Genomic DNA, 5,287 nt, shown 5'->3' with positions numbered 1-5,287 from the left:
GTATGCTCCCGCCCTGGGGAAGATAACGAGACTAATCCTAATCCCAATGTTTTGGATACAATCTGGATCGTCAGTCTTAATAACAAGACATAGTTTAAGAGGACTCAAGCTATGCCCTGGTGGGATAGGTTTTGACGATAGGTACTTTGGGTTGAAAGCTCCAGAGCCCTTTGCTGGTGAGAGCAAAAGAATAGTAGAAGCATACTTAAACTCACACTGATGTGTTGCAGCTAGCTCCCTCCATTTGTATTCGTAAGTGATTCAGGTACTCTTTACTCATGAGTGGCACTTACTGCATTCACTATATTCGTTTATCTGAGTTTAAGGCATCCATTTTGATTCGTTTTTTAGATTTCTTTTTTGCGCTGTTTGGCCTTTTGTTCCTTTGGCCTGTTTTTCTTGTCATTTGTATTCTTGGTTACTTTGACACAGGCTCTCCAGTTTTTTTTCAAACACGAGTAGGGCGTAACAAAAAGCCATTTACTTTAGTGAAATTCCGCACTATGCCGGTAGAAACACAATCAGTGGCAACTCACTTGGTGGGGGCTAATTCAGTGACTAAATTGGGTGAATTTTTACGCAAGACTAAATTGGATGAACTACCACAGTTATACAACGTTCTGAAAGGTGAAATGAGTTTGGTTGGCCCGCGACCATGCTTGTTCAATCAGCAAGAGCTCATCGATGAAAGGGAATCGAGAGGCGTGCTGGCGGTAAGACCCGGTGTCACGGGGTTAGCTCAAATCAATGATATCGATATGTCGACGCCTAAGCTGTTGGCGGAGTGGGATAAAACGATGATTCAAACGCTCTCAGTAAAACTCTACTTTATTTATATTCTACAGACAGTTTCAGGTAAGGGCTCTGGAGATAGGGTTTAGTGAATAATGGCGTAAGTAAGCCGAGTGGATTGATTAAGCAGGGAATTCAACTTGGTTCTCTTAAGGTTATAGGTGCAATCGGGGCTTTACTAGTTAACCTATTGCTGGCTCGTTCATATCAACCTGAGATTATTGGACAATATTTTATCTCTCTTGGCATTCTTGTTTTTGTATCACAATTGGCTACATTAGGAGGGGGGCGATTACTCGTAAAGAAGATTGCCGCTAGTTATGACTTAAAAGAAAAATACTGCGCTATTTCTGCTACTTTTTTGCTCTCATTATTGGGTGCATTGCTCTGTTTTGGATTGTATTTTGGGGTGTTAGTTAGATTGCTTGACTTGGTTGTTGAACTAGGTTTATTTGAAATATACGTAATGTCATTGTTTTTTTTAACAATTGCTATATTTCAAGGGTATAATAAATCGCCTTTGGGAGCATTTTTTCAATTTGTTTTACAACCATTTCTATTTGTTTTTTTAGTTCTGATTATACCTCAACATTCTCTTATTAAATTGTATTCTTTTAGTGTCTTTTTGACGCTAGTTATTGCGCTAGGTTATTTGATTAAAATGGGTGATATAGGGTTTAGTCGAATATCAGTTGTTGAGTTAAATAAGACATTCAAAAGCACATTGCCATACCTGTCGATTATGGTTCTTGGTCTTGCGGTTACACATCTGGTGCTGCCTTTATCTTCATTTTGGTTAGATGATAAGAGTATTGCAGTGATGGGAGTTACTGCTCGTTTAATGAATGTTTTGTTCTTTGTAGTTGTTGGAGCAAGAATATTACTCTTACCTCGTTTTACTAAAGCGGTGAGTCTTAAAGATTCAAAAGCAGTATTGAAGTTGGGTTATGTGGGGGCATTCTTTCCTGTCGTTACCATGCTGTTTGGTGTGATGATTATATTTGTTTCCAGTGAAGATATTATGAGGATGTTTGGGGAGGAGTATGTATCTTTTCATGAATTATTGATTTATAGCTCACTATTGCTGATTCCTGCAGCTTTTTTGGGGTGGACTGAAAGCTTTTTAATAGCCCAAAATAAATTAGGCTATATTACTATTTCAACAATTATGTCAGCACTAGTCGTTTTTGTTTTACTCGCTGTGTTAACTATTAACTATGGAGTATGGGGGGCTGTGTTAACCTCGATTGGAGGAAAAACTATTTATACTTTATTCACGGCTTACTTTTCATGTAATTTTCAAAGGAGCGTACAGAAAAGTTAATTCTTATATTGAGCAATTAAAACAATATCACCGCTGTGTGTGAATAGTTTTGACTTTACTATTGACCATAAGGTTCCCAATACTCGGTGTTTTTTACCTGATTTTATTCTTCTATCTTGATCAAAATATAGTGCTTTTACTTCAAAGTTCAATCCTTTGATAAGCTTTACAAAGGTGATTGGTGTAAAAGTGTAATAGTGGTCATTACTGACTTTTTCTCTTTGTAGTAATAGAGCGGGGAGCGCATGTTTTATATTGTATGCATTTGGTACCGCAAAAATAACTTGTTTGGTTTTTACAGTGTTCATTACTTTGTTTATGAAGCCCGTTAAATCAATCATATGCTCTAAAACATGAGACAAAACGACATAATCATACTCTTCCTCTAGATACTTACTTTGACCGTTGAATATGTCGCAATGATCAACATGGTATCCTTTTTCTTGCAGTAATTTAACGCCCTTTTCATTGATATCAAGTCCTGCCGTATAGCTGGCTTTCTGGGAAATATTGTGGAATTGATGTTCTCCTTGTTCTATGTACTTTTGCATAGAGAGCATATCAATCATATCTACACAGCCAACCACTAAAACTCGCTTATCTTCACATAGTTCCGGGATTGATTTGCGTCGGATATCTAGTACCCCTACTTTCTTAAATGAGAGTTGAGCATTATCCCCAACTTTGGTGGATGTAGTAATTATGTTCACTATTGTTTCCTTTTATGGGGTAGGAGAGTACAGCTCTTGAAGTAAATATTGGTGGTAAAGGACAACATCGCTGGCTTTCCAATCTTGATAAAAACTGTTGCCATAAAGGGTTACTGGTTTTTCAAGGAGTAAAGAATGTAACCCTCCAGTGGAGTTTATTGTATATATATGCTCACTTTGAAGAACGCTTTCAAGTAAAGCTCCTTGGTTGCAAATGAGGATGCCTTCTTGTTTACAAAAATGGATTTGTTCCTGTATTACGCAAAGTTGTTTTTCTCCAGGGTGAAGCCGAACGATAAGGGGGAGTCCTTTTGATTCTGAGTCTTGGTGTGCTTTTTTAATTGAATCAATGGCATTTGTATTAGATTGAAATAGGGTTTGTGAATCTTGTGCTACTTGACCTATGAATAAATTGAAGTTACTTGGGTGTTGTAAGCTCTTATGGCTATGAATTACCTTTCTAACTCGATAGATCTCTATTGCTGTTTTTAATTGCTGCAAGGGTGATGAATGAGGTGCTGTTGTTTTTAGGCAATAAAAACCTATCAGGTTCACAAACTGTTCTAGAGCTTTGCTTAATATTGATGAGTCAACGTGTGGTGGACGAAAAGTTAGTAATCGTTTTTTTAGCAGTTCTATTTCTCTAGGCGTCACAGTACGAGTTCTTCGCAATTCTTCTATTTTATGATGATGATCTGCATCCGCATTTACCCCTGTATAACTTGACTGGTATTTATTCGGGAAATTAGCTATTTCAAAGTAACGAATATTATGATGTGTAGTCTTTATTTCTAAAGCGACGTATTGAAATCCTGAGAATACCCATAGTTCATCATTTGGTTCTACTAATTTTTTAAAGTTACTTCGGTTAATACCATAGTGATATTCTCTTTGTCCCTTAATCTCTTCAATACTTGACTGTACTGTGTTTTTCTTAACTTTACTTTGTCTAAGTAAAATATGGCTGCCAGGATACTTTTTTGTTTTTGCTAGCACATAGGTATAGATGTTCGAATGAAGTACATAAGAGGGTGTAGTATTTTCATTCTTAAGGACTCGTTGGAAAAATTCAAGTCGAGTGGCATTGTCAATGAGTATATGTACTACTTTTTTTTGCTTCATTACGCAGATCCATCAGTTGTTAGTAAGGTCCTAACCGTTTTTATTGCGATAGTTAAATCTAACTCGAAGCTGTAGTGCTTAATATAATAGATATCATAGCCTAGCTTTGTCTGCGTTGATTCTGAATTGTCGGTATATCCTTGATTTATCTGTGCCCAGCCGGTGATTCCTGGTTTTACCGTATGGCGATAGTTGTAAAATGGGATTTGCTGTTTGTAGGACTTAACAAATTCAGGTTGCTCAGGTCGAGGGCCAATTAGGGACATATCTCCCTTTAATACATTATAAAACTGCGGTATTTCATCCAATCTAAATTTTCTTAACCAAGCACCAATAATATGAATTCGATGTTTTTCTTGAGTAGCAAATTGTGTACTTTTGATTGATGCTGAATTGTACATGGTTCTGAATTTATACAGAGTAAATGTTGTACCATTTTTTCCAACTCGAGTTTGGGTGTATATTACTTTTCCTGGATCTTGTATATAAAGTAGAGCTGAAATAATAGAGCATAAAATAAGAGTTATAGGCAAAAATAGTAAGATAAGAGTTGCTTCTAGTACGGGCTTTATTTTTAAGTATCTAGAGTTTGGGATGAGAGATTGTAAGGTGGTTTCGGATAAATGAGTAGTTGATACTTGTTTATTTAATCGCTCAGTAATCACTTCCGAATGATAAACGGGTATTTGAGCAAGAGCACAATCTGCAAGGAATTGAGCTGTATCTCTTGAGTGTATTTCATGGAGACTAGTAACCAGTCCATCGGAGTTTTTTTTGATTTGATGTAGTGATATGTCTTTTTGATACTGATATATGGTAATGTTTTTATAACGTGAGTCAACACTATCTACTGATCCAGTAAGAGAATATAGTGTAATTTTTTGTTTTTTATGTAAACGATAATAGATGAGAATCCAAATAAAGGTTAAGGCAGCCCCTATAAGCAAAGCAGGACGAGAGTAATCTATTCGGATGAGTGTAATAAATAGAGCTGAAACGCCATAACTACTTATAAGTGTAATAATGAACTCATGCTGTTTATTTGAAAATAGTCTATTTTTTGACGGAAGAGTATAAGTAGTTAATAAAAATACAAACATAACCAAAATCATAGAATTAAGAACAGTGTTTGGTAAATGAGAGTATGTGAATAGACACCAACTTGTTATGATTAATTGAATGCTAAGAAGTGCCAATGAATGTTGGATCGTATAAAGCTTCATAGTAATTCGTATATTGTATTTCCTGTGGTGGAGTGTATCAAAATTTTAGGTTAGCAGCGAGGTTATAAGGTGCAGTTTTTTCTTAAATTTAGGGAGCTTCATAGACAGAACCTTAA

General features: G+C 36.1%; 5 protein-coding genes. 2 read left to right on the top strand and 3 right to left on the bottom strand.

Going from position 1 to position 5,287, the window contains the following annotated elements; all coding sequences use genetic code 11:
- Positions 1-332: 332 nt before the first annotated feature.
- Positions 333-881: a sugar transferase gene (locus AB4493_RS21110; protein ID WP_372155771.1), complete on the top strand. Its 549-nt coding sequence runs from the start codon at positions 333-335 to the stop codon at positions 879-881.
- Positions 881-2,116 (top strand): lipopolysaccharide biosynthesis protein, encoded by a 1,236-nt coding sequence (locus AB4493_RS21105; protein WP_372155770.1) that lies wholly within the window; start codon positions 881-883, stop codon positions 2,114-2,116. The genes AB4493_RS21110 and AB4493_RS21105 overlap by 1 nt, the downstream gene beginning before the upstream one ends.
- On the opposite strand, the gene AB4493_RS21100 is transcribed toward AB4493_RS21105, so the two are convergent.
- The 3 genes from AB4493_RS21100 to AB4493_RS21090 are packed head-to-tail and all read right to left on the bottom strand — an operon-like array spanning position 2,113 to position 5,048.
- Positions 2,113-2,826: a bifunctional 2-polyprenyl-6-hydroxyphenol methylase/3-demethylubiquinol 3-O-methyltransferase UbiG gene (locus AB4493_RS21100; RefSeq protein ID WP_017067152.1), complete on the bottom strand. Its 714-nt coding sequence runs from the start codon at positions 2,824-2,826 to the stop codon at positions 2,113-2,115. The genes AB4493_RS21105 and AB4493_RS21100 overlap by 4 nt on opposite strands.
- A gap of 12 nt (positions 2,827-2,838) precedes the next feature.
- On the bottom strand, positions 2,839-3,948 hold the full coding sequence (locus AB4493_RS21095) for a hypothetical protein (protein ID WP_017067153.1): 1,110 nt from the start codon (positions 3,946-3,948) through the stop codon (positions 2,839-2,841).
- Positions 3,948-5,048, bottom strand: coding sequence for a sugar transferase (locus tag AB4493_RS21090; protein ID WP_372155769.1), 1,101 nt, complete (start codon positions 5,046-5,048; stop codon positions 3,948-3,950). Before AB4493_RS21090 ends, AB4493_RS21095 begins: the two co-directional genes overlap by 1 nt.
- Between the last annotated feature and the right edge of the window lie 239 nt (positions 5,049-5,287).

Origin of the sequence: Vibrio sp. 10N.222.55.A1 (assembly GCF_041473835.1) — a bacterium.
GTDB lineage: Bacteria > Pseudomonadota > Gammaproteobacteria > Enterobacterales > Vibrionaceae > Vibrio > Vibrio crassostreae_C.
This window is presented reverse-complemented; position numbering and strand designations above follow the sequence as displayed.